At 55.9% G+C, this 24630-nt stretch carries 15 protein-coding genes; 9 read left to right on the top strand and 6 right to left on the bottom strand.

The window, feature by feature from the left end:
- Nucleotides 1-59: 59 nt before the first annotated feature.
- Genes R0135_RS13405 through R0135_RS13415 form a run of 3 tightly spaced genes read right to left on the bottom strand, consistent with a single transcriptional unit; the run spans nt 60 to nt 3524 of the window.
- Nucleotides 60-452, bottom strand: a complete 393-nt coding sequence (locus tag R0135_RS13405) for a nuclear transport factor 2 family protein (RefSeq protein ID WP_407347367.1) — start codon at nt 450-452, stop codon at nt 60-62.
- 25 nt (nt 453-477) lie between these two features.
- On the bottom strand, nt 478-1629 hold the full coding sequence (locus R0135_RS13410; protein WP_407347369.1) for a HupE/UreJ family protein: 1152 nt from the start codon (nt 1627-1629) through the stop codon (nt 478-480).
- Nucleotides 1629-3524, bottom strand: a complete 1896-nt coding sequence (locus R0135_RS13415; RefSeq protein WP_407347371.1) for an adenine deaminase C-terminal domain-containing protein — start codon at nt 3522-3524, stop codon at nt 1629-1631. Before R0135_RS13415 ends, R0135_RS13410 begins: the two co-directional genes overlap by 1 nt.
- 154 nt (nt 3525-3678) lie before the next feature.
- Between R0135_RS13415 and R0135_RS13420 the strand changes: the two genes are divergently transcribed.
- The 8 genes from R0135_RS13420 (at nt 3679) to R0135_RS13455 (ending at nt 17092) form a co-directional block, all read left to right on the top strand.
- The gene (locus R0135_RS13420) at nt 3679-5898 is read left to right on the top strand and encodes a tetratricopeptide repeat protein (protein ID WP_407347373.1); all 2220 of its coding nucleotides are present in this window, start codon (nt 3679-3681) and stop codon (nt 5896-5898) included.
- 44 nt (nt 5899-5942) lie between these two features.
- Nucleotides 5943-7961, top strand: a complete 2019-nt coding sequence (locus R0135_RS13425) for an alpha/beta fold hydrolase (protein WP_407347374.1) — start codon at nt 5943-5945, stop codon at nt 7959-7961.
- 86 nt (nt 7962-8047) lie between these two features.
- Nucleotides 8048-9340: a Zn-dependent hydrolase gene (locus R0135_RS13430; RefSeq protein WP_407347376.1), complete on the top strand. Its 1293-nt coding sequence runs from the start codon at nt 8048-8050 to the stop codon at nt 9338-9340.
- Between the two features lie 74 nt (nt 9341-9414).
- Nucleotides 9415-11637 (top strand): tetratricopeptide repeat protein, encoded by a 2223-nt coding sequence (locus R0135_RS13435; RefSeq protein WP_407347378.1) that lies wholly within the window; start codon nt 9415-9417, stop codon nt 11635-11637.
- An 83-nt stretch (nt 11638-11720) separates the two neighbouring features.
- Entirely contained in the window at nt 11721-13484 is a 1764-nt protein-coding gene (locus R0135_RS13440; protein ID WP_407347380.1) for a hypothetical protein, read from the top strand.
- Nucleotides 13485-13574: 90 nt separating this feature from the next.
- Nucleotides 13575-15587 carry a TonB-dependent receptor plug domain-containing protein gene (locus R0135_RS13445; protein ID WP_407347382.1) on the top strand — a complete coding sequence of 671 codons (2013 nt, stop codon included), beginning with the start codon at nt 13575-13577 and terminating at the stop codon, nt 15585-15587.
- Nucleotides 15588-15649: 62 nt separating this feature from the next.
- Entirely contained in the window at nt 15650-16180 is a 531-nt protein-coding gene (locus R0135_RS13450) for a DsrE family protein (RefSeq protein ID WP_407347383.1), read from the top strand.
- A 36-nt stretch (nt 16181-16216) separates the two neighbouring features.
- Entirely contained in the window at nt 16217-17092 is an 876-nt protein-coding gene (locus R0135_RS13455; RefSeq protein WP_407347385.1) for an alpha/beta fold hydrolase, read from the top strand.
- 21 nt (nt 17093-17113) lie between these two features.
- Here the strand turns inward: R0135_RS13455 and R0135_RS13460 are convergent, their stop codons facing one another.
- Nucleotides 17114-18628 carry a GumC family protein gene (locus R0135_RS13460; RefSeq protein ID WP_407347387.1) on the bottom strand — a complete coding sequence of 505 codons (1515 nt, stop codon included), beginning with the start codon at nt 18626-18628 and terminating at the stop codon, nt 17114-17116.
- Between the two features lie 123 nt (nt 18629-18751).
- Here R0135_RS13460 and R0135_RS13465 point away from each other — a divergent pair, with 123 nt between their 5' ends.
- Complete coding sequence (locus R0135_RS13465; protein ID WP_407347389.1) at nt 18752-21055, top strand: fatty acid cis/trans isomerase; 2304 nt, start codon at nt 18752-18754, stop codon at nt 21053-21055.
- A 535-nt stretch (nt 21056-21590) separates the two neighbouring features.
- Here the strand turns inward: R0135_RS13465 and katG are convergent.
- Nucleotides 21591-23909: a catalase/peroxidase HPI gene (katG, locus tag R0135_RS13470; RefSeq protein ID WP_407347390.1), complete on the bottom strand. Its 2319-nt coding sequence runs from the start codon at nt 23907-23909 to the stop codon at nt 21591-21593.
- An 82-nt stretch (nt 23910-23991) separates the two neighbouring features.
- Entirely contained in the window at nt 23992-24630 is a 639-nt protein-coding gene (locus tag R0135_RS13475; protein WP_407347392.1) for a hypothetical protein, read from the bottom strand.

Below are 24630 nucleotides of genomic sequence, written 5' to 3' on the forward strand. Positions count from 1 at the left end.
TTGCGGTCTCCTTAAAAGGAACTGTTGTTATTGTTGGTGCATGGTTTATGCATGGCCGCTTAGCTTAGCGCCGCGATGAGTCCCGATGCAGCGGAGGTGTCCAGATATTCACGCAGGTCCACAACCTTGCCATCGCGCACATCTGCAACAACGCATACCGCCAGATCCAGTGAGCCGCCATCGGGAAGCGTGCCACGGACCCTGTGTTCCTCAACAAACCCTGTTGCCGTTGCCGATCGTTTGGCCTCCTCATAACGAAAGTCCTGCACGACGCTATGAACCGATTTTGAGAAGGCCAGTAGCAAGTCCAGGCCCATGGGAGGGTTGCTGTTCTGCCAGGCCTGAAGGTCCGGCGAGCACAGGGCGCGAGCTCGTTCTTCGTTGCCCGTTGCGAAGGCATCAAAGAGCGCTTCGCAGATCTGCGTATTATCCATGTTCACCTCGGTTGACATGATGACTCTGGCCACCGGCGCTACTCTACAAATACCGGGTGCCGACCATCAACAGTGTAACGCCTATAACAAGCATGGAGCCTCGTCGTTTCCAGAGTGTGTCATTGGGCAACAGTCGCCTTGCTGCAAAACCAACGGCTCCGAGCATAAGCAGGAAGGCGAGCTGTGCGGCCTCTACGCCCAGATTAAAGCCCAGCAGGCCCCCGAGCAGAAAATCCGTCGGCAAACCTATGTCTCTCAATGCTGACGCAAAACCCAAACCATGAACCAGTCCAAAAAGCAGTACCAGCAGGTAGCTACTGTGCGACCGGGCTTTTCTTACAAGATTCGCTGCGGCTATCCATACGATGCTCAGCAGAATCAGGGGTTCGACTATGGATGCGGGTGCGCTAAACCATCCCAGGGCCGTCATGCCCAGGCTCAAGGAATGGGCGAGGGTAAACAGTGTGATGATGCCTACCAGTCCTGCAAACGATGCCGAGCCAAAAAAGAGGACGGCTACAAACAGCAGGTGGTCTATGCCACCAGGAAAGATGTGCCGAAAGCCTGCAAAGGACATATCCATGAAAAGAGCTTTGGATTCTGCGGATTCAATTGCTGCACTTGTAGTGGCAGCTTCCCTGGATGCTCCTGCGGTGCTTGGCGAAGCGCTAGTTAATTTAAATGCCGGGGAGTGCTGACCCGTGACCAGCCAGCGAGTCTGCTTGCGCCCACTTTTTTCTTCGATGAGCGTATTGGCGATGGGTTCTTCAAAGCGAAAGCTGTCGAGATACGTAACCTGAAGAGTGCTTGGAGTAGTCTTGGATGAGATCTTTCCGCTGAGTACCACTTCTGTGCGGGGCCAGCCCAGGGGATCGAGATAGTCTTCCTTGGGCAGCTTGGGAAATCGCAGCTCCCTGAGCGTTAGCGCAACAGGTTCGCCATCGGCAGTAAGCGCTACGGCGCCCGGAAGTGCTACGAGTGCTTTTTGCAAGTCCGGCGACCTCATGGGCTCGCTGAACTGGCTCCACTCCCAATAGGCCTCGCGACTGCCCGCGGTCGCCAGCAGGTCAAGAGCAAGCTCTACGGTGACAGCCCCGCCATCGGCAAGGCTCACCGATGATTTGGACATGTTCAGCAGATGCGCCTCAGCGCTCGCTGCCAGCAGCAGCAGCGCAAACAGCAGTCCTCGGCGCATCACCAGGCGACGGGGTGTGTCTCACCGGTCGTGATATTGACCAGACCGCCGGGGTTGCCTGCATAGGGCGCTACAAGTTGCCACTTCCAGGGTGAGGCCGTTAAGAAGGCAAAGCGCATACGCTCAGGTAATCCAGGGTTACCAATCCAGTCCATTTGATCGGCCGCGTTAAACAGAGCTTCTACCTCGGCACCCACCTCGGTAACGGATCGTTGGGAGACCAGTCCGGCGACTTCCAGTCGTACCGTGGCCACCAGCTTGCCATTGTGCACCAGCGCCCAACCGCCCTGCATGTCTGCAACCGTATTAGCGGCGAGCGCCATGGCTGCATCGTCATTACCCAATGCCCAGATGTTATGCAGGTCATGCGATTGGGAGCTTGCCAGCGCTGAGCCCGGTGACAAGGGCCCCACGTTGCGCCAGAACATGGTGGAGAGCGCCGCGTCACCATGGTATCGATCAATCATGGCCACTTTACTAATGCCCCGCGATGGATCCGCTCGCAGTTCACCGTCGATAACCGCCAGCGTGTCCTTAGGGAGCTCGGGCTTGAAGTAAAAAGGTTCGAGTACCGCGATATCCATGCTCTGTCGATTCTTCGCAGCGGTCATAGCAAAGTCATCTGCTGTGAGCTTGCGGCCCACGTTCATGGTGTTGGTGGCCCAGGCGGGGTATTCGATTTTGGGGACAGCTAACAGGTACTTGCCGTTTTTCGCAGCGAGCTGTCCGCTGGCATACACCGACTCTACGGCAACGGTGTCCGGGTCCGTCAGCAGAACAATATCGGCAAAGCGTCCAGGAGCGATGCTCCCTACAAGATGATCAATATTGAAATGCCGCGCGGTGTTATAGCTGCCTAATTGGTAGGCGATGGTGGTGGGTACACCGGCCTTGATGGCGCTGCGGATGTTGTAGTCCATGGAGCCGAGCTGCGTGGTGGTGTGCACATCGCGATCGTCGGTGGTGACCGAGATATTGCTCCAGTCGCTAAGGCCTTCTTTTATAAGGTGCGGGAAGAGGTCTCGCATAGCGCGGACTTTGACTTCCAAAAACACGCCGCGACGAAGTTTTTCCAGCCCTTCTTCGGGCAGGCGTACCTCATGATCCGAAGACAATCCTGCTGCGGCAAAAGCATTGATTTCGGCCGCAGTCACAAGCCCCGCACCGTGGCCTTCGATCACGCCACGGTTTTGGCGCGTGGCCTGCATCATGCCCCAGATACGTTTGTGGCCTGGAGCGTCCAGCTCGCTGACGGCGGTCCAGTCCATAACCTCTCCAAGGCCCACAACTCGCAGGTCGCGCTGCATAAAGGCCGCCATTTCGTCATGGCCGTAGTAGCCGCCGCCGGATTCGTACACCGTCGGTGGCGTAGCTGAGCCAACCGCCGGAAAGATTTTAAGCGGGCTCCCTGCGTCTTCGGCGTATAGCCAGAAGTCCACGTTGTTGTTACCCACCACGTTAGAGATCTCGTGGGAGCCTTCTACGGTCCAGGTGCTGCCGAACGGCACGACCAGTTCCGCTTCGTATTCAGGCGTTAGATAGCTGCTCTCGATATGTTTATGAGATTCGCCAAAGCCCGGCACGGCCCAAAGGCCGCTGGCATCGCGGGTGGCCAATGTCTTGCCCGTGAAGTTGCCGCTGTTGCCCACCCAGGCAATGCGGTCGCCAGAAATTGCGATGTCCTGCGCGGACTCCCAGTTGCCTGTAAACACATTTAGCAGCGTGACGTTGCGCAGCAAAAGGTCAGCCGGGACACGGCCCAGCGACACCTGCAGTAAATGACGGCGGGTTTCGACCTCGGGGGAGAACTCGACAGGTTCTTCGCGAAATCCTGGTAGCGGTTGGGCCATAAGCTGACCGCAAGCTAACAGTAGTGTGACGAACAGAATTCGCATGGAGCTCTCCACAGTGAGGGATTCAGTGTGAGCAATGATAGCCCAGCTCTTTTGCCGTGGGTGTGCAGCACCGTGCTTGCTCTAACAAACACTCGCTAGTCTCGATTCGGCGGATACGCTATGGTTTGGTCTAATTACACAGAAGGCATTTTTCGTGAGTTTTCTCGGCGAGCTAAAACGGCGCAACGTATTCCGCGTAGCCGGTGTGTACACCGTGGTTGGCTGGCTGCTGGTGCAGGTGGCGGCAACGGTAGAAGAAGCCATCGCGCTGCCTGCGTGGTTCGACGCGGTGGTGCTGTCTTTTCTGGTGATTGTATTCCCCGTTGCGTTGATCTTTGCCTGGGCCTTTGAGCTCACCCCCGATGGCATCAAGCGCACCTCTGCGGTAGACGAGGACGAGAGTATTACTGCGCAGACCGGCTCCAAGTTGGATATCGTGCTGATCCTCTCCTTTTTGCTGTTTGCCGGGGCCATGGTGTTACCGCGCTTTTTGGGAGGGGGAGCGTCGACAACCGATATGCCGGGTTCTCCGAATGCGGAGAATGATGCAGGTTCAGATGCCATTGCTGAGCCGGTGGGTGGCAACGTCGCGTCCATTGCGGTGTTGCCTTTTGCGGACCTCTCTGCGGCCGGCGATCAGGAGTACTTCGCTGACGGTATTTCCGAAGAGTTGCTCAACGTGCTCGCCAAGGTCAAAGGCATGCAGGTAGCGGGGCGTACCTCGTCTTTTGCCTTCAAGGGTCGCAATGAAGATCTTCGAGAGATCGGCCGCGTACTGAACGTTGCTAATATTTTAGAAGGCTCGGTACGTACCGAAGGCGACAAGGTGCGCGTCACCGCTCAGCTTATTCAGGTAAGCGATGGGTTCCATCTGTGGTCTGAGACCTATGATCGTGACCTCACCAGCATTTTTGCAGTACAGGACGATATTGCTCAGCAGATTTTGACCGCCATGAAAGCGGAGCTGCAGATCGACGTTGATGACACGATCACGCCGGCTACCCGGACCGACATCAATGCTTACGGCCTGTTTCTGGAGGCGCGGGACCTGATTGCCAGTCGCGATGTGGCCAAGATGACTCGCGCTCGAGCACTGCTGGATCAGGCTATTACTATCGATCCGGCCTACGCGCCGGCCTACGCGGCCCGGGCGCAGGTACATCTACTACTAAGCGACAGACCTTCATCCTATGGTGATATTCCGCATCACGTTTCCCGGCCCAAGGCGGTGGCGGATGTGGAAAAGGCCTTGGAGCTTGATCCCGACCTAGCCCATGCCCATGCGGTACAGGGTCTTCTAAACAACGATGAGGGGCGTCCGGATGCTGCCAGAGCGAGCCTGCGACGTGCTTTGGAGCTAAACCCTAACTCATTGGATGCGCGCAATTGGTTATCGCTGGCTTTAGTGGATATCGGGGAGTTTCGCGCTGCGCTGGATCAACTCAATGCCCTTCTCGCTATTGACCCGCTGTACGGGCCTGCGGTGAATAATGGCATGCTCTATTCTGATGAAGTGGGCGACATCGAAGGTGCAAAGGATATTGCCCGTGCCTATATCAGGCGTAGCCGCAATCCCGCAACGACGGCGTTTTATACCGCGCGTATTGCAGTATTGGAGGGGCGACTTGCCGATGCAGTCGTTGCGCTGGAGAGTGTCCCGGAAAACGCTCGTACTAGCAGAGGCGCTCAGTGGCTTAGCCTTAGCTACGGTTTCCTGGGGGAGTTCGACAGGGCTGTGAATACGGTTGGTTTAAGCGGAAGTTTTCAGTTGCAAAGACAAATTGAAGTGGGGGACCCTACGGCGGCTATCGATGCTCTGCGAGCAAAACTCGCTCTGAATCCTGATATTGTCAGTTCGCAACTCTCCTATATTCAGGCGCTGTCTATCGCCGGAGAGGACGAGGCTCTTATCGCATTTTATGAGGACGTTTATGCCGGCGATCTTGAGACCTTCGAAACTCGCCTGCGTGGTGCGTCAGCCCGATCGGTAGTGCCGCCTTACCGCGAGCTCGCGCTAGCTATGCAAGCGACCGGGAATAACGGCGGCGTGCAGCGTATCTTGCAGCGTTTGAAAGAGGTCATTGACCGGTTTCGTGCGGGTGGATCGCGCTCTGGTCTACGTGATCGTGATGAGGCGCGCTACTGGGCGTTGGCGGGTGATCCCGATAAAAGCGTTGCGTTCCTCGACCAGTTTTATGAGAAACGGTTATCCCTCGGTCCTACCGATTTCCGCGACCGCGCCTTTGACTCGTTGCAGGAGCATCCGGGGTTCGTGGCTGTGCGCGAGCGGGCAAGGCAGCGTGTTAACGAACAGCGTGCCCTGATGGACTGGCCGCCGCTGGAGGTGGAAATCTTTATTAACCCGCTATTGTAAGACAGGTCTTAACTCCTCCTTTTTACAGCTACTGAGGGCGTCTTATGCGTTTTCTATCTTTCCGCTTTTCTGTCATCGCACTGTGCTTTGGCATTCTGGCTATGGCCACGCAAGCTCAGCCTGAATCTGAGCAGCGCCTGTTGACCATCGATGACCTCATGGCGATGGAGCGCGTGGGTGATCCGCAGATCAGTCCCGATGGCCGTTGGGTGGCTTACACCGTTACGCAAAAAAATCTCGAGGAAGATAAGTCCCGCACGAGGATCTGGATGATGTCTACCGATGGTGGTGAGGCAATCCCCATGACCTCGGTAGACAGTTCTGCCAGTCGGCCGCGCTGGAGTCCCGATAACAAGTATCTAAGCTTTGCCGCGTCCCGGGGCGAAGATGCCAAGACGCAGGTGTGGAGCCTTAATCGTCTGGGTGGTGACGCGATGCAGGTTACCGACGTTAAGCAGGGCGTTAGCGACTTTGCCTGGTCTCCCGACGGTAGTCGGCTACTGCTTACCATCAAGGACCCGAGCCCGGCCGAGCTGACCGAAGATAAGGACGATGACGACAAGCCCCAGCCCCATGTGATTGATCGCATCCAGTTTAAGCAGGATTATCAGGGTTATCTGGATCGTCGGCGGAAGCATCTCTACGTTTACACCCCGGGCGACGAGGCGCCAGTGCAAATCACCTTTGGCGATTACGATGACGAAGATCCCGTTTGGAGTCCCGACGGTAAGTCCGTTGCCTTTGTCAGTGACCGTTCCGAGACCCCCGATCTTTACTACGGCAGTAACATCTGGGTGGTGGCGGTGGACGAAGAGAAGCATCGCCTGCAGAAGGTGACCGCCGATAGCGGTAAGGAGCGCTCGCCTACCTGGAGTCCCGACGGTAAGTCCATTGCCTATATTAGCTCTACGGGACCCGATGTGGGCGGCTCAGCGCTGACCCCAACCCGTCGTTTGGCACTTGCCAGTCTCGACGGTGGCGAGCGTCAGATACTGACCCCTGATTTAGATCGCAATCTCTCGGATCCGCAGTTCACCGACGACGGTGGTCGCATCAGCTTTCGCTTGGAGGATGAAGGGCAGGTCCATCTCGCATCCATTGGTGTGCAGGGTGAGATGTTTCGCCGCGATCTGGAGGGCCCTGTCACCGTTCGCGATGTTGCGCGCAAGGGAGATAGGACTGTGGTGTTGGCCGAGAGCGCAGATCAGCCCTCGAACCTGTACACACTCAGCGATGGCTATCTCACCGGGCTGACCTCGGTGAATGCCGCGCTGTTGGCTGATGTTGCCCGCCCTGAGGTGGAAAAGCTTTCGTTCGCCAGTGCTGATGGCACCGAGGTAGAAGCTTTTTTTGTGAAACCTGTGGGCTATGAGGAGGGCAAACGCTACCCCACCATCCTCTGGTTGCACGGCGGGCCAGCCTCACAGTTCTCCTACAGCTACCGCGACACCGCGCAGCTGTTTGCCGCTAACGGTTATGCGGTAATCATGCCCAACCCCAGGGGTTCCGTCGGTTACGGTGAGGCCTTTGCCAAAGGCACCGTAGCGGCCTGGGGCGAAAAAGACGTAGCGGACGTGCTCGCAGCAGTCGATCACGGAATAGAGCTCGGCTTGGTCGATGGCGACCGTTTAGGTGTGGGCGGCTGGTCTTACGGCGGCATCCTAACCAACTATGTGATTACCCAGAGCACACGATTTAAAGCGGCGTCTTCGGGCGCGAGCCTGGGTCTGGTGCCTGCCAACTACGGCCACGATCACTACCAACTCATGTACGAGCTGGAGTTTGGGCTGCCCTGGGAGAATCGTGAGCGCTGGGATGCGCTGTCGCCGTTTTGGAAGGTCGAGAACATCACCACGCCCACCCAATGGATGGGCGGCGAGAAAGACTGGAACGTGCCCATCATTAACTCCGAGCAAATGTATCTGGCCATGAAGCGACTGGGCAAAGAGACGCAGCTGGTGGTTTATCCGGACGAGCATCACGGCATCCGACGTCCATCCTTTGTCCGTGATCGCTATGAGCGCTGGCTGGGCTGGTTCGATCAGCATCTGAAAACGCCTTGATGTCGGCATGTAAGATTTTTGCCCAACGTGGCTAGGTAGCTTTAGTGCGAAGTCGAGAAACAGTAATTCAACCAAGAGTTAAAAATATGAGATCGGTTTTTGTTATTGCGGCATTACTTGCCTTCGGCCACAGCGCTGCATTTGCCCAGTCATTGCCCACAGCAAGCCCAGAGCGTATGCAGTCGCGCATTGAAGCGCTGTCTACTTTTGGGGCAAACCCCGAAGGCGGTGTCAGTCGTGTAGCGTTTACGGACGAGGATCTTGCCGGACGTGAGTGGCTCAAGGCAGAGCTTCGGGGTATGGGCCTGTCGGTGAGCACCGACACGGCGGGCAACATCATTGGTCGCCGTGAAGGCTCCCAGCCGGGGTTTCCCGCCATTATGTTTGGCTCGCACATCGACTCCGTACCCGGTGGCGGCAACTACGATGGTCAGGTTGGTGTGGTTGGTGCTCTAGAAGTCATCAGTCTTTTGAATGATGCAAAGATCACCACGCGCCACCCTCTGGAATTCGTGAGCTTTACCGATGAAGAGGGTGGACTGGTGGGCAGCCGGGCCATGGTGGGCAAACTTACCCAAGCCGGCATGGATGTCGTGTCCAACAGTGGTCTGGTGACCCGCGATGGCATTGCCCGGGTTGGGGGGGATCCAAAGCGAATCGCCGAAGCGGCGCGGGACCCGGAAAGCCTGCGCGCTTTCTTTGAGCTGCACATCGAGCAAGGTGGCATTCTCGAGCAGAAGAATCTGCAGATCGGTGTGGTCGAAGGCATTGTCGGTATTCAGTGGTGGGATATCACCGTAAGCGGTGTCGCAAATCACGGCGGCACCACGCCTATGCCTCAGCGCGTAGATGCGCTTGTATCTGCATCGGAACTGGCGCTGTACATCAATCGCATTGCCAACGAACTGGAAGGTCGTCAGGTCGCGACCGTGGGTCGAATTGAGGCTTTTCCGGGAGCGCCGAATGTCGTGCCCGGGAAGGTAGTGATGAGTCTGGAGATCCGCGACCTGGACGAGAAGAAAATCTGGGAGGTGTTCAGGCTCATCGAGCTCGAGTCTCAGCGCATCGCGACTGCCCGGGGTACGCCTATTAGCTTCACTGAGCTCGACACTGCATCACCTCCCGCCCCTACTGAACCGGAGATGCGCGATATTATCGAGGCAGCGGCTCAGCGTATGGGTTACAGCTACCAGCGTATGCCGTCCGGCGCGGGTCACGATGCCCAGGACTTGGCCGTGATTACTCCCACAGGCATGATTTTTGTGCCCAGTAAGGATGGAGTGAGCCACTCGCCCTACGAGTACACCTCGCCCGAGGATATGGCCAGGGGTGCCACGGTTTTACTGCATGCAATTTTGGCTACGGATGATCAGCGTTAAAGTCGACGCTTCAAAAGTAGTGCTTAACGACTCAATGCGCTATCTTCAGCGCATTGAGTTTTTAGGTCAGTAATGTGAGCTTTCTCGGCGAACTTAAGCGTCGCAATGTCTTTCGCGTAGCAGGCGTCTATGTGGTCGTCAGCTGGGTGATCGTGCAGGTGGCCGCCACGCTGGAAGAGGCCATTTCTCTGCCAGCCTGGTTTGACGCCGTGGCGGTGTCTTTTCTTGCCATCGCCTTTCCGATTGTTGTGGTCTTTGCCTGGGCTTTTGAGCTGACCCCCGAGGGTATTCAACGCACCACCGCTGTGTCTCCTGAAGACAGTATCACCTCGCAAACCGCCTCCAAGTTAGACATGGTGTTGATTCTGGCGCTGTTGGTATTCGCCGGCGCCATGGTTCTGCCGCGTTTTCTTCCTCAGGAAACGGCGCCCAGTACAGAGTCCATGGCCAGTGATTCGTCCCGGGACGAATCCATGATCGCTGAGGCAACACCACCGGTTAAAGATGCCTCCATCGCCGTGCTGCCCTTTGCCGACCTGTCCCCCGACGGTAATCAGGAATACTTTGCAGACGGCATCTCAGAAGAACTGCTGAATGTTCTGGCACAAGTCGAGGGCATGAAGGTCGCCGGACGCACCTCATCCTTTGCTTTTAAAGGGCGTAACGAGGATCTGCGGGAGATTGGTCAGGTGCTCAATGTAGCGCATATTCTGGAAGGCTCCGTGCGCAGCCAGGGCGACAAAGTCCGCGTGACGGCGCAGCTGATTCAGGTGAGCGATGGTTTCCACTTGTGGTCGCAAACGTATGATCGCGACTTAAGCGATATTTTTGCCGTGCAGGATGATATAGCCCAGCAGATATTGGTGGCTATGACCGATGAACTAATGTCCGACGCTGCGCCGGTGATTGCCCCAGCGGCGCGTACCGATATCAGCGCCTTTAACCTGTTTTTGGAGGCCCGTGATCTCATTTTTACCCGAGATGAAAAGAGCATGCAGCGCGCGCTGGAGCTACTCAACCAGGCGATTGAAATTGACCCGACCTATGCACCAGCATACGCGTCCCGGGCCAAAGCATACACGCTGTTATCTGATCGACCTGGATCTTATGGAAGTATTCCCGCCAAACAGGCATTGGAGCAAGCCTATGCCGACGTAGATAAAGCCTTGGCTCTGGACTCAAAGCTTGCGGACGGCTATGCGGTGCAAGGTCTTATCAATGCTGACACCGGGAGGCCGGATTTTGCCGTCTCCAGTTTGCGCCGCGCATTAGAGCTTAATCCGAATTCGCTGGATGCGCGCAATTGGTTGGGTCTGGCGCTAGCGTTCAATGGTCGCTTGCGTGATGTAGCCGACCAACTCAAGACGCTGGTGGATATCGATCCGCTGTACCGTCCGGGTGTCACAAACACGATCCTTTACAACTATCGTATTGGTGACTTTGAGACCGCAAAGCGTGTCGGTGAACGTTACATCCGCGCCACGCCCGGCGAGGTCGAGAGTATACGGATTCGTTCAGGGCTTTTGCGTCTGGATAATCAGTTAGGTGAAAGCACTCTTCTGCAAGAGACTTTGGCCTTAGATAAATTCGACGCCCGAACCTCAAGTGAGCTGCGATTTAACTATTACGATCTTGGGATTGGTGCCGAGTACAAGGGGCCGCATAAGGTTCAGCCGCTCTTTGAACCTTATGCCATGTTGTCTGAAGGCGATCCGGCGGGTGCGCTGGATAAGGCTCGCAAGGCTGTGGCGGATTTTCCTGAGTACTATGCAGCACACACGGTGTACATACGCGTACTGTCTCAAACGGAGTCTGATGAAGAACTCGCTGCACATTATGCGGCAGCTTTTGACGGGAGCCTGGAGACCTATGCGACCAAGCTGCGCCCCTCTGTGAGTGTTAACCCCCCACCTTACGGACAACTTGCGGTGGCATTGCGAGCCATGGGCGATAACGCCGGCTATAACGATGCCATGCAACGTTGGCGCTTTACCATCGACATGTTTCGTGCCGGCGGCGATGTTTCTCCGGGCCGTGATCGTGATGATGCGGCTTACTGGGCCATTGCCGGTGACGATGAAAAGAGCATCGATTTTTTGGAGTCTGCTTTTAGCAAGCGACACCCGTTGCCGGTGTTCGAGTTTAGTCAAAGAGTCTTAAAATCTTTAGAGCTGCACCCGCGCTTTGCTGCGCTTCGTCGGGCGAACTTAGAGCGTGTGAACGAGGAACGCGCGATTCTGGGCTACCCGCCGCTGGATGAGAGTTATTACGGGATCGACGCGGCACCGTCAGACTGATTAGCGGTACCTCCTTTCGAAAAGTTAGCCCGCCCACGCGCAATGCGTTATGGTCTTGGGCACATTTTCGGGAGTCCTTTCGCATGAATTTATCCCTAAGAACCCTGGCCTGTGGTGCATTGCTTGGCAGCATGCTGCTGGGCTGTGGCGAGGCCTCGGTAGAAGTCGCTAAACCAGTCGCCGATACCGCTGCGCCAGGCCCCAGCTTTAACATCCGCTTTGACGAATCTTTGGCTAGCCAGGCCCAGGATGGGCGCTTGCTGCTCATGCTGTCCAATACCGATCGCGACGAACCTCGCTTTCTTGTGGACAATTCGCTGGATACCCAGCTGATCTACGGCCGCAATGTTGCCGATTGGTCTGCCGGCTCCAACATGCTTATCGATGCGGCGCATATTGGATTCCCCATTAACACGCTGGCCGACCTGCCTCCCGGGCGTTACTACGTCCAGGCACTGCTCAATCGCTACAAAGACTTTCAGTTAGCCAACGGCAAAACCGTGAGTCTCTCGCCGGATCAGGGCGAGGGCCAGCGGTGGAACCGCAAGCCGGGTAACTTTTACTCAAAACCCGTGGCGTTGGATATCACCGCAAACGGCGAGTACGAGATTGTGCTGGATCAGCAGATTGCGCCCATCGAACCTGCCAAGGACACGCAGTACATTAAACACGTTCGCATGAAGAGCGAGCTGCTGTCAGAGTTTTGGGGTGAGGACGTCTACCTCGGTGCTCATGTGCTACTGCCCAAGGACTTTGACCAGCATCCCGAAGCCCGCTACCCACTGATGGTTTTTCATGGGCATTTTCCCAGTGACTTTGGCGCTTTCAGGCCCGAGCCGCCGGACCCTGATTTGGAGCCCGTGTATAGCGAGCGCTTTAGCATGGACGGCTACAACATCATTCAACAGCAGGAAGCGCACAATAATTACCTGCGCTGGATCGCGGATGACTTTCCGCGCTTTTTGGCTATCGAGATTCAACATCCCACGCCTTACTACGATGACTCTTACGCCGTGAACTCGGCGAGTCAGGGGCCTTACGGCGATGCCATCAACTACGAGCTGATTCCCTTTATTGAGGAGCAGTTTCGCGGCCTTGGCGAGGGCTGGGCACGCTTTACCTACGGTGGATCCACCGGAGGCTGGGAAGCCATGGCCACGCAGATGTTCTACCCCGATGAGTTTAACGGGGCGTTTGTGGCCTGCCCGGATCCCATCGATTTTCGCGCCTATCTGACGATGAACATCTACGAGGATAAAAACGCCTACTACTATCCCAGTGATTTTCAGAAGATTACTCGCCCGGGACATCGGGATTATCTGGGCAACGTGCAATCCAGCATCAAGGATCAAAATGATCTTGAGCGGGTGCTGGGCGATCGCAATCGTTCCGGCCAGCAGTTTGATATCTGGGAAGCGACCTTCTCACCCATGGATGAGGACGGTTACCCGGCTGATCTATGGGATCCCGAGACTGGCGAGATCGATCCAGAGATCGCCGCCTACTGGAAGGAGAACTTTGACCTAAGCTACATCCTGCGGCGCGACTGGAAGACTCTGGGCCCCAAGCTGGTAGGTAAGCTGCACATCTATACCGGCGATATGGATAACTACTACCTGAACAACGCGGTGTACCTGGTAGAAGAGTTTCTGGAGAGCACCACCGAACCTTATTACGCAGGCGAGGTGGACTACGGCGATCGTGCGGAGCATTGCTGGAATGGGGATCAGGAGAATGGCAACCATCTGTCCCGGTTGCGCTACAACTGGATGTACGTACCCAAGATTCTAAAGAGAATTGAAGAGAGTGCTCCAGAAGGTGCTGATGTGAGCAGCTGGAGGTATTAGAGTGGCACAGGTCGTCAGACCCAAACCATGAAGCTACCGAGGCTCGAGCGCGTGGGGCAGTTGTGCGTCGCGCTCTGTTTGTGTTGTGTGATGCCATCGGCCGTGCTCGGGCAGTCGGAGCAGAGCTGCATCGATGGCGCTTGCACACTTAGCTATCCCGCAGAGTTTTTTACGCGCTATGCGCCGGTGACGGCCCTGGATATGGTGAACAATCTGCCAGGCTTTGCCTTAGATGATGGCGACAATGATACCCGGGGTTTTGGCGGTGCCGCGGGTAATATCGTGGTGAATGGTGCCCGCGTGTCGGCCAAGAGTGACACCCCCTCAGATATTCTGGGGCGGATTCCTGCAACGGATGTAGAGCGTATCGATGTCATTCGCGGCCAGGTAGCGGGTTTTGATCTTCGAGGTCAGAACGTGATCGCTAACATTATTCGCAGCGGCAATTCGGCTTCTGGCGCCTGGAGTACCGGTGCACGTACGTATCAGCCGGATGAGAATTTGTATCCCTTTGGTGAGCTCAGCTACAGCACTGACGTAGGCGCCAGCCAGGTAACCGTGGGGCTGCAGGGACGTCAGTTTCAAAGTCTTGTGGCGCGTCGGGAGCGGGTGTTGGGTCCCGATACGCTGCCATTGGAGCAGCGCTTTGAATTGTCAGACGAGGATGGTGAGGACTACAGCGCCACCGTCAACGCCAGTACCTTGCGTGGGGGCACGCGCTATTCCATCAATCTGGGCAAGAGCTACTTTATCTCCGAGGGTGGCGAGACCTCGCGCCGCTACCCGACGGATGCGCAGTCGCCCTTTGTTTTGTTTCAGGGCGACAGCGATAGATTTATTCGCGATGAATTTGGTTTTGATGTAGAGCAGGCGTTGTTTGATGGCTGGAGGGGTAAAGTCATTGCGCTCTACCGTGACGAGGACATTACGCGCATGGGTTCCCTGGTGCGAGGGCCCATCGATGAACCGGGTATCACCGAGGTGGTGACCCGGGCTAAAAGTTTCGGAGAAGAACTCATCGGTCGTGTGGAACTGGATTACACGGGAATGCTGGGGCACGCGGTAGAGATCAACTTTGAAGCCTCCAATAACAGTCTCGAGAGCGACTTTGGATTTAGTGCGCTGGAAAATGGCGGTCTCGTTCCCCAGCCGGTGCCCGGTGCAAACACCACGGTAGAAGAGGAGCGCTACGACCTGCTCGTCTCGGATTCCTTTCAACTGGGTGTGCTGTCCATTGATGCGAGTCTTAGTGCCGAGAGCTCAACCATTACGCAGGTGGGTGGGTTCAGTGAGGATCGGTCGTTCTTTTTTTGGAAGCCCAGTCTGAACCTTAGCTATTCGCCTGACAGTAAGTCGCAGTGGCGCTTTCGGGCTCTGCGCGAAGTGGGCCAGTTGGATTTTGAGGACTTTGTCAGCGGCGCGGACCTCGGTGATGGTGAGTTGGCGCTGGGCAACCCGAACCTCTCTCCCGAGACCACGATGACTCTGGATATGAGTTACGAAATTCGCGGCGAGGACTTTGGTATCGGTACCGTCACTCTGTTTCATGACTGGATCGATGATGTAAATGACCTGCTGCCCTTGTCGGGCGTGTTAGAAGTACCGGGCAATATTGGCTCGGCTACCCGCGCGGGAATTTCCGGCGAGCTCACACTGCCCTTAGACGGCATTGGCCTTTCTAATGGACGTATGGATGCTGCGGCCGAGTGGCAGACCTCTCGCGTTGACGATCCGCTCACCGGTGCGATTCGCGCTCTGTCAGAGGAGCGGCAGTGGACAGCTCGGATGTCTATCCGTCAGGATTTGCAGGCCCAGCGTCTGGCCTGGGGCGTGACCATGTTTGCCCGGGATGTGTTTCCGCTTTATGGGCTCGATGAGGTTGATATTCAGGGTCAGCGTGCAGACATGGACATCTTTATCGAAACGCGGGCCATTGCGGGGCTGCGGATAAGGCTGTCGGTAGAGGATGTCTTTCGAGACGGTGAGAGTCGTGATCGCCGCGTTTTTTCGGGTGATCGCAGTGTGTCTCCCGTTGCGTTCAGAGAAGTACGGGAGCAAAGCCAGGCGCGAATTATTTCTCTGCAGGTCAGCGGAGATTTTTGACATACCGCTGTGGCTTGTTGGCGTCAGCGACTGTGATTTTGAGTACCTAAAAGAGAGTGACGATGATGAAACGATGCTTATTAGCAGCAGCTTTTATAGCTCTGGTCGCCGCGCACGGCGCTATGGCTGGCCCGGAGGACTTTCATCCCGACGGCCTGATCAAGGGTTATGGCAAGTTCGCGGATGTGCCGGCGGCCAAGCCGCTTCCGGCTGATACCCGCTTTAAGGTTGCCATGGATGTGGTTGACGGCGGTGTCACCGGTGAGGTCAACAGTATATTTGCTATCGCGGCAGGGTTTATTAACCTTCAACATGCCAACGGTATACCCCCGGAGCAGGTCGATATTGCTTTGGTGGTTCACGGCCCGGCGCACCGTGATCTGCTGAACGACAAAGCCTATGGTGGTGACAATCCTAACGCTGAGTTGCTGGAGATACTTCAGGCGTACAACGTAAAGGTGCTCTACTGCGGTCAGAACGCAGTCAAGAACGATGTCGCGGCGAAGGATCTCCTCCCCGGCGTCGAGATGACGCATTCGGCCACAACCACGCACGTGCTTTTGCAACAGCAAGGGTATTCCCTGCGCCCGTAGCCCGAGTTTTGAGTCACTGATGAGAGGTAGTGCTCGATGATATCGCCAGACGAATGGTTAGCCCGGGGTCAGCAGCGTGAGCTGCTGGGTCACAATATTTTTTATATCGACGAAGCGGCAAAAGATGAGGCTCGGGGAACGATTCTGTTGATCCACGGATTCCCCACGTCCAGTTGGGACTGGTGGAAGATCTGGCCGCAGCTCAACAGGCACTACCGCCTTGTAGCCATGGATCTGCTGGGTTTTGGTTTTAGCGCAAAGCCTTCTCCGCACGATTACCGAATTATGGAGCAGGCCGACCTGTGTGAGGCGTTAGCCGACAGTCTTGCTCTGGGTGAGTTTCACGTGCTGGCTCATGACTACGGTGACACGGTGGCTCAGGAGATGCTTGCCAGACAAAATGAAGAGTTGGGCGTTGGAAAGTGGCTCTCCTGTTTGTTTCTTAATGGTGGTTTGTTTCCCGAAACACATCGTGCAGTGCTTGCACAGCGTTTACTGAAAAGCCCCATTGGTTTTCTATTTCGTCATGCGTTGACCAAGCAGAGTCTGAACAAGTCCTTTGATCACATTTTTGGTGAAACCAAGGCGAGCCCCGAAGAGCTGGATGTGTTTTTTGAGCTTTTTGATCGCGATGGTGGACGGCGCAATGTGCATCGCCTGATTCACTACATGAGTGATCGCATTGAACATCGGGATCGCTGGGTAGGTGCTCTTAAAAGTGCCCGCTGCCCCATCGGCCTGATCAATGGCAGTCTGGACCCCGTATCCGGAAACCACATGGTGCAACGGTTCGAAGAAGTCGTCGGCTCCGGACACTTTATCCACCGGCTACCCACGGTGGGGCATTATCCGCAGGTGGAGGCTCCACAACCGGTGGTGGCAGCCTATGAGCAGTTTCTCGAAACCTTGTAGCGCCCGGCACTCAAGGTTTTTTTAGTCGTCGCGGCGCGGCTCTCCGTCAGACTGCGCATCGTCGTCATCTGCACGGTCCTCAGCATCGCTGGGTGTATTACCCTCCGCTACGTCCTCTTCACTATGTGAGAGTCGTGCGGCGGAGGCGGCAGTTTCCAGCCGCGCAGCTTCGCCGGGGATTTGTTCCAATGCCTGCGCCGCATCCTGCGGATACATGTGCACACCGGTGAGGGTCACATAAGCCGGACTTGCGCTTCTGGGATGTAGGTAGCTGTAAAGCCAGGCACCAAAGATTCCCGCCCCTATGGCAGCCAGCAGAGTCCCGCCTAACAACATCAAGTACGGCGGTCCAATGCGCGGAGCCTCGGGAGCGGGCCAGTCTATAACCGACACCTGAGGGTACTTATCGACTTGTCGAACCTGAATTTGTACCTGGCGCGCCTGAGTCTCGCGATTGAGCTCCTCAAGCCGTGCTAAATCCTCGGCGAGCGCCTGGTGGGTGGCATAGATGGTATTAAAGTCGGCAACAGCTTTTTTGTGTTCATCGAGTCTTCGGTTGAGGTTGGCGACCGACTCTCTTGCCGCTGCGTACTCCCGCTCGGCGTTATTCAGTTCTGCCTGAGTGCCCCGGGCATAAGCCTGCCCCAGTTCCAATTCGAGTTTCTCGACCTGTTCGGGTATCTCGCGTAGTCGCGGATCTTTGCGAATGTAGTCGTCGGTATAACGGGCACGCAGCTCTCCGAGGCGGGATTTTAGTTCGGCTAATTGCTGCGACATTGCCGCCACATCGCTGCGCTCGCTTTGTGGAACCACTTGCTCACCGGCCGAGAGAGAGGCTCGCAGCGTGTCTAAGTAGGACTTGCTTCGCACCTCTTCTTCGACGGCGTTGTTAAGAGATGTGTTTAAGCCATCGAGCTGTGCAAGAACAGCATTTTCCTGCCGCTCCATAGAAATGATTTCGTTGTCTGCGCGAAACTGCTCCAGTGCGAGCCGGGCGGATGCCAGTTTGTCTGCCAGACCGTCCAGTTCATCCTGAACTTCGGTGAGTGTCTGAGACTTGCGATTTTCTATGTCTCGGGTGCGAACACTGGTGTAGACATCGATCCAGGTTTCGACCAACGGCGGCAGCAATTCGCGCTCCGCGCCGGTGGCAGTGAGTTCCAGAAGGTTGGTTTCGGGTACGGGCACCACATCCAGAATTCGGCGTAGTTCCAAAGGATCCAGATCGCTTGCGTAATCCTGCTTGAGGCGCGCGACAAGATCTCGGGTGATTTCGCTGCCCGTGAGGGTTCTGCGTTGTATGGTCACACCCTGAACATCAGCGTCGAGCATTTGCTCATCGATGGCTGTGGGAGCGCTCATGAGAACCGTTGCGCTACTTTGATAAACCGCAGGTTGAAACGCGGTGTACAGGAGCCCAATGACGAGCACCGTCAGGGCACTGAGCGTGAAAATCCGTCGACGAGCGCGGCCATGTGCCTTGTCATCGTCCTCTGCGCTGAGCGTGGGTTGCGCCGCGTTTACACCGAAAGCCATCTTTAGAGCCTGCAAAATCGATCAATAAGCTAGTGTAGGCCAAGGCAACCCTTGCGGATAGCGCAGCCGTTTATAATGCTTACATCTTTGAACTACGTCTCTTTGTCGGAACTGTTTGTCCTTATGAAATTTTTCGCTGTGTATGGATTCCTCCGCGCTGCCTTGGCGGGACGCTTAGCTGGCATTTTGCTGTTGGGTATTGCGCCTCTTTCTGCCACATCACATGGCGAATCGCTATTGTCCAAAGACTATCCACCACCCGTGAAGACGGTCGTGGAACAACGCTGCATGGTTTGTCACGGCTGCTACGACGCACCCTGCCAGCTAAAAATGGATGCATGGATGGGTCTCGAGCGCGGCGCGAACAAAGACAAGGTCTACGACGGAACGCGTTTGCTTTCAGCAAACCTCACGCGTCTTTACGAAGACGCCCACAGCATTGAAGAGTGGCGTAAGAAGGGTTTTTTTGAGGTTCTCAACAAAAAGGATCCTAAGCAGGGCCTGATGTATCAGATGTTGGAACTGAAGGAAGAGTATCCGCTGCCAGATAAGGGGCCATTACCCGATAACTTCGACTTTAACCTCGATCGCGATCAGAGTTGTCCCCAGCCCGAGGAGTTCAATAGTTATCGTAAAGAGCGTCCCTATCAGGGTATGCCTTACGGTTTCCCGGGTTTGGATCCGGACAAACTGGCGTTGCTTACCTCATGGATTGAAGATGGCGCGCCGGGGGTAGATGTTGCTCCTCGCTCGGATGCCGAGCTGCGTGCTGTAGATGACTGGGAGCGATTCTTTAACGCCGAAGATAACAAGTCCCGGCTCATGAGCCGCTATATTTTTGAGCATTTGTTTATTGGTGATCTGTACTTTGAGGATCTCCATGAGAGCTCGGGTTGGTACAAGCTCGTACGATCACGCACCCCCCCCGGGCAGCCCATTGATTTGATTGCAACCCGCCGTCCCTACGATGATCCGGGTACCGACGCTTTCTTTTATCGCTTGCAGATTCGCTACGTCAGCCGACTTGCGAAGCGCCACATGCCGTATGCGCTCAGCGCCGAACGTATGGCTCGCTGGAAGAGCCTCTTTCTTGATCCAGAGTATGCCGTTACAAAGTTGCCCGGCTATCGCGGCAAGGAGTCGGCGAACCCTTTTGTGAACTTTGAGCAACTTCCCGTGGAGGCGCGCTATCGCTTCATGCTGGAAGAGGCGCATTTTACGATCATGGCCTACATCAAGGGGCCGGTGTGTCGTGGCCAGGTGGCGCTCAATGTGATTGACGATCACTTTTGGGTGGCGTTTGTGCGTCCCAATGCCGCTGACCCGGAACAGCGAGCCGACTTTTTAGCAGCGGAAGCGCATGAAATGAGACTGCCCCAGGCCAAGGGAAGCCTCGTGGTGACGGCACTGCAATGGAACGGTTATGCGAAGAGCCAGCAGCGTTTTCTGAGGTCTCAGGCCAAGGCCATTGCCAAGGTGATTGACCGCGATAGTCTTAAGCTGGATATGAATCTGATCTGGGATGGCGGCCCTCAGAAAAATGACAATGCAGCACTTACGGTGTTCAGACACTTTGATAGTGCCACGGTAGTGAAGGGGCTTGTGGGACAGCAACCCCAGACCATGTGGGTGATCGACTACTCGCTTCTTGAACGCATTCACTATCTCTTGGTGGCTGGTTTTGATGTTTATGGCGCCGTGGGACATCAGCTGGAGAGCCGTCTTTATATGGACTTCTTACGTATGGAAGGAGAGCAGGCATTCCTGTTGTTCTTGCCAGAAGAGGAGCGTGTTGCGGTACGCAATCATTGGTATCGCGGTGCAAAGGGCAACGTAAAGAAATACGTAATGTCTCCTGAAAATGCTAAATTTGAACGCGACACCGCGATTGAGTTTCAAAGCGATGATCCCAAGGCAGAGCTTATGGCGATGTTTAAGGCGCGCATACCCACCGCGGTAAATCTGCGCTACGCCGTTATGGAGCCAGAGCTGGCTGGACTGATGAATAGTCCTAACAAGGCGTTTAGCTACATGCCAGAGGTGGCGTTCCTGCAAGTGTTGAGCAGTCGGGGTGAGGCCAGTGTGTACAGTCTGGTGCACAATCAGGCGCACAGTAACAATGCCCAACTCTTTGCCGAAGAAAATCGCCGTTTACCCGAAGAAGACACCCTCACTGTTGCCCAGGGCTTTATCGGTTCTTATCCAAATATGTTTTTTCAGATCACCCAGGGGCAGCTGGCCAAGTTCACGGACGCGCTTCAGTCCCTGCAAAGCGATCAGGACTATGAGTCCCTGGTCGATCAGTTCGGTGTGCGCCGAACAGCACCCTGGTTTTGGAAGCTCAGTGATGATTTCACCGCGTTTTATCGAAAGAACGATCCGATAGAAGCAGGCCAGTTTGATCTTAACCGTTACCAGAATCGTTGACTCGAGCTGCTCGCATCTTTACTCGCTGAGACAGACGACAGTCCTTTGAGCTGCCCTCGACTTGTCATCACGACGGCTGACGGCCCGCCCCCGCTTTACTCGAGCTGTCTGTGCATCTTGAGTCGCTGACGCAGACGACAGTCCTTTGAGCTGCTCGCGCATCTCCAGCGGCGCCTCAGCACTGTCAGCCGCGCTCGACGGTCGCTCAAAGAACTACCGCCTGCCTCGCCGCCGCCTGCAGGCGTCGTGTGGTTTTGCATGCGCTGGCGGCTGAAGGCTGATTGGTGGGTCGGCTTCGTTTTGGTCGAGCGTCCGTCGAGCGCGCTGTTTAATACTCTGTCGCTGATGGAGATGCGCGAGCAGCTCGAGTAAAGCGAAGTCGAGCCACTTAAGACCGGTACACAGCCTGACTCAAAGGATTGCCGTCTGTCTCGCCCACGAGCGATAAACAAAAAAGGCGGCCCCTTACAGGAGCCGCCTTGTATAGTTCTTGCAAAGCCCACTAGAGCCAGGGCTTTGCAATTCTGAGTTGCGTTTAGTTCGCCGCTACCATGCTGTCACCGCCTTTGAGATCAAAGCGATCAAGCTTCATGACCTTGCTCCAAGCTTCTACAAAGTCGTGAACAAACACTTCTTCGGCGCCATCGTAGGCATAGACCTCGGCGATGGCACGCAGCTCGGAGTTCGAGCCGAACACCAGATCAACCTCGGTGGCAGACCAACGCATCTCTCCAGTGACACGATCCCGGCCTTCGTAAACATAGGGATTGTCCTTGGTGGGACGCCAGACGTTGCGCATATCCAGAAGGTTGACGAAGAAGTCGTTATCCAGAGCGTCGGTTTGATCCGTGAGCACGCCGTGCTGTGATCCGCCCGCGTTGGCATTCAGAGTACGCATGCCTGCGAGCAGCACTGTCATCTCGGACACTGAAAGATCAAGCAGGTCAGCCTTATCTAGCAGCGCTTCAGCCGGCTTACGGTAAGCCTCGTCACTGTAATAGTTCCGGAAGCCATCGGCCTTGGGCTCGAGCACCGCAAAGCTGTTCACGTCGGTCTGCTTTTGACTTGCATCTGTGCGGCCCGGCGTGAAAGGAACTTCTACGTCGTAGCCAGCAGTTTCTGCGGCGCGCTCAATGGCTGCAGCGCCAGCCAACACAATCACATCAGCCAGAGAGACCCGCTTGTCGCCCCGCTGAGACTTGTTGAAGTCCTTTTGGATGCGTTCCAGACGCTTGAGCACCCGAGCCAGCTCTTTGGGATCGTTGGCTGCCCAGTCTTTCTGGGGGGCCAGGCGGATTCGAGCACCGTTAGCACCACCGCGCATGTCGCTGTCGCGATAGCTCGAAGCTGAAGCCCAGGCCGTGCGCACCAGTTCTGCAGTTGTGAACTCAGAAGAGAGGATTTTCGCTTTGAGTTCCGCAACGTCAGATGCATCAACAAGGTCGTGATCCACCGCGGGTACGGGGTCCATCCACATCAGTACTTCTTCGGGTACATCAGCGCCGACGTAGCGAGCGCGAGGCCCCATGTCGCGATGGGTCAGTTTGAACCAGGCTTTGGCAAAGGCCATCTCGAACTCTTCTGGATTCTTCAAGAAGCGCTGAGTGATCTTGCGGTAGCTCGGATCTACTTTTAGAGCCAGATCAGTAGTGAACATGATGGGCTGATGACGCTTACCGTCGATGTGTGCGTCGGGAACGGTATCCGCGCCGCCACCATTTTTAGGCACCCACTGAGTGGCGCCGGCTGGGCTCTTGGTCATCTCCCAGTCATAGGCATACAGGTTTGAGATGTACATCATGGACCACTGTGTGGGTGCCGCAGTCCAGGCACCCTCAAGTCCACTGGTAATGGTGTCTTCAGCGTTGCCTTTGCCGCAGCTGTTGTTCCAGCCCATGCCCTGACTCGCCACGCCTTCACCGGCAGGCTCTGGCGCCAGGCAGCCTTCGGGCTTGCGGGCACCGTGCGCTTTACCAAAGGTATGCCCGCCCGCGATCAATGCAACGGTCTCTTCATCGTTCATGGCCATGCGGCCAAAGGTCTCGCGAATGTCATTGGCGGCAAGCTGAGGGTCAGGATTGCCATTGGGACCTTCGGGGTTAACGTAGATCAGGCCCATTTGTACTGCAGCCAGAGGCTTCTCCAGCTTTCGCTCGCCCGTGTAACGCTCGTCTGCGAGCATCACGGATTCAGGCCCCCAATACACAAGATCGGGTTCCCAGTCATCTTCGCGACCGCCGGCAAAACCAAAGGTTTTAAAGCCCATGGTCTCTAGGGCAACGTTACCCGTGAGGACCATCAGGTCAGCCCAGGAAAGAGCGTGGCCGTACTTTTGCTTTACGGGCCACAGTAGACGGCGAGCCTTATCAAGGTTGGTGTTGTCAGGCCAGCTGTTCAGTGGCTCAAAGCGCTGCTGGCCACCGCCAGCACCGCCACGGCCATCCATGGTGCGGTAGGTGCCTGCGCTGTGCCAGGCCATACGAATAAAGAACGGACCATAGTTGCCGTAGTCTGCAGGCCACCAGTCCTGGGAGTTGGTCATGATCGCCTCGATGTCGGCTTTCACCTGCGCCAGATCGAGCTTTGCAAAAGCCGAGGCGTAATCGAAGTTGGGGCCCATGGGGTTGGCTGTGTTTTCGTTTTGGTGAAGCGGGCGTAGATTGAGCGCCTGAGGCCACCAGTCCTGTACCGATTTGGGTTCACCGTGCATGGAGTCAGCGCTTGCGGACGCTGTAGCCGACAGCGCCGCTGCCATTGCCACACAGAGGGGCAGTTTTTTCTTGAACATAGTCATAAAATCCTCGTGATATGTCTCGTCTATTAAAGTCTGCCTGTGCCTAAAACGCCTGACCATAGGTCAAGCACCTAATTAGAGTAGGATTTCAGACTCAAACAGTAAAATGAATTAAAAATTAAAAGGCGATCTAAAAATACGATCAGTCTGAGTTCAATGTGCGCGTTGTATCGATTGTGGTGCTGGCGGGATGTAGAAGCCTGATGTCCTGCACCACGAGGATTTCGCAGGCGCCGGGGCCGGTATCCAGACGACTAAGGCTGCTGGGGATCACTTTATTGTCGGGGAAATGAACGTCCACGAGTTCTCCGGATAGCGCAACAATGGCACCGTTGGGGGTGTTTGCAATTCTTTCTAAAATCACCTCGTTGGCGGGAATTAGGTGCACATTAGACGATGATCGGTTCACTAAGTTGATGTCTATGGGTGCGTCATAAAGATGCCAGAACATAAAACGATCACCTTGAGCCACCTTGAGTGGGCGAAGAACGGCTTCGTCGGAGAGGACCCCCCAGCCAAGAGCAAAGTCCCAGGGAGCGAGTGCCGCCAGGTCGTCCCAGCGATAGTGGCGTTTGCTGAGAACCTTGGCGGTGATTTCGTAACCAGCTTGGGGCGACAGTCGAAATTCACCTACCCTGCGAGGAGGCCCCTCCAGTTTCCACTGTTTCGGAGCATCCGGGGCGAAGACGCCATCGGGTAGTTGAACGCGCTCAGTGCATGCACTGAGCGTAATCACAGCTAACGCGATCACAAGACCAGGAAGTGTGGGTAGGCGTTTCAT

Origin of the sequence: Congregibacter variabilis (assembly GCF_045689235.1) — a bacterium.
In the GTDB taxonomy this organism is placed as follows: Bacteria; Pseudomonadota; Gammaproteobacteria; order Pseudomonadales; family Halieaceae; genus Congregibacter; species Congregibacter variabilis.

Excerpts from the sequence above, each read along its gene's own strand:
- R0135_RS13405 (WP_407347367.1), bottom strand. The coding sequence starts at position 452 with ATGTCAACCGAGGTGAACATGGATAATACGCAGATCTGCGAAGCGCTC.
- R0135_RS13410 (WP_407347369.1), bottom strand. The coding sequence starts at position 1,629 with ATGCGCCGAGGACTGCTGTTTGCGCTGCTGCTGCTGGCAGCGAGCGCT.
- R0135_RS13415 (WP_407347371.1), bottom strand. The coding sequence starts at position 3,524 with ATGCGAATTCTGTTCGTCACACTACTGTTAGCTTGCGGTCAGCTTATG.
- R0135_RS13425 (WP_407347374.1), top strand. The coding sequence starts at position 5,943 with ATGCGTTTTCTATCTTTCCGCTTTTCTGTCATCGCACTGTGCTTTGGC.
- R0135_RS13430 (WP_407347376.1), top strand. The coding sequence starts at position 8,048 with ATGAGATCGGTTTTTGTTATTGCGGCATTACTTGCCTTCGGCCACAGC.
- R0135_RS13440 (WP_407347380.1), top strand. The coding sequence starts at position 11,721 with ATGAATTTATCCCTAAGAACCCTGGCCTGTGGTGCATTGCTTGGCAGC.
- R0135_RS13445 (WP_407347382.1), top strand. The coding sequence starts at position 13,575 with ATGCCATCGGCCGTGCTCGGGCAGTCGGAGCAGAGCTGCATCGATGGC.
- R0135_RS13450 (WP_407347383.1), top strand. The coding sequence starts at position 15,650 with ATGATGAAACGATGCTTATTAGCAGCAGCTTTTATAGCTCTGGTCGCC.
- R0135_RS13455 (WP_407347385.1), top strand. The coding sequence starts at position 16,217 with ATGATATCGCCAGACGAATGGTTAGCCCGGGGTCAGCAGCGTGAGCTG.
- R0135_RS13460 (WP_407347387.1), bottom strand. The coding sequence starts at position 18,628 with ATGGCTTTCGGTGTAAACGCGGCGCAACCCACGCTCAGCGCAGAGGAC.
- R0135_RS13465 (WP_407347389.1), top strand. The coding sequence starts at position 18,752 with ATGAAATTTTTCGCTGTGTATGGATTCCTCCGCGCTGCCTTGGCGGGA.
- katG (WP_407347390.1), bottom strand. The coding sequence starts at position 23,909 with ATGGTCAGGCGTTTTAGGCACAGGCAGACTTTAATAGACGAGACATAT.
- R0135_RS13475 (WP_407347392.1), bottom strand. The coding sequence starts at position 24,630 with ATGAAACGCCTACCCACACTTCCTGGTCTTGTGATCGCGTTAGCTGTG.